Annotated in this window: 1 protein-coding gene; it reads left to right on the top strand. The window is 65.8% G+C overall.

Features of this window, described 5'->3' with window-relative positions; genetic code table 11:
- Positions 1 to 228: DDE-type integrase/transposase/recombinase (locus tag NR072_RS05910; RefSeq protein ID WP_256836482.1), on the top strand; the 228-nt coding region annotated here is incomplete at both ends.

Genomic DNA, 228 nt, shown 5'->3' with positions numbered 1-228 from the left:
TCTCGAACCGGATCGTGGGCTACTCGATCAATCGGCGGATGAGCTCGCAGCTGGCTGTGGATGCCCTGCAGATGGCTCTGGGCCGGCGTGGAGGCAAGGCCGAGGTGCAGGGTTGCCGGGTGCATTCGGATCGAGGATCGCAATTTCGAGCCAGGCGGTTCGTGGAGACGCTGCGGGTCAACGGCCTGGTCGGGTCGATGGGCAGGGTCGGTGCTGCTGGGGACAACG

This window comes from Micrococcus sp. Mcc89 (assembly GCF_024519795.1).
Lineage (GTDB): Bacteria > Actinomycetota > Actinomycetes > Actinomycetales > Micrococcaceae > Micrococcus > Micrococcus luteus.
Note: the sequence above shows the minus strand (reverse complement) of the source record. Positions and strands in the feature narration are given on the sequence as shown.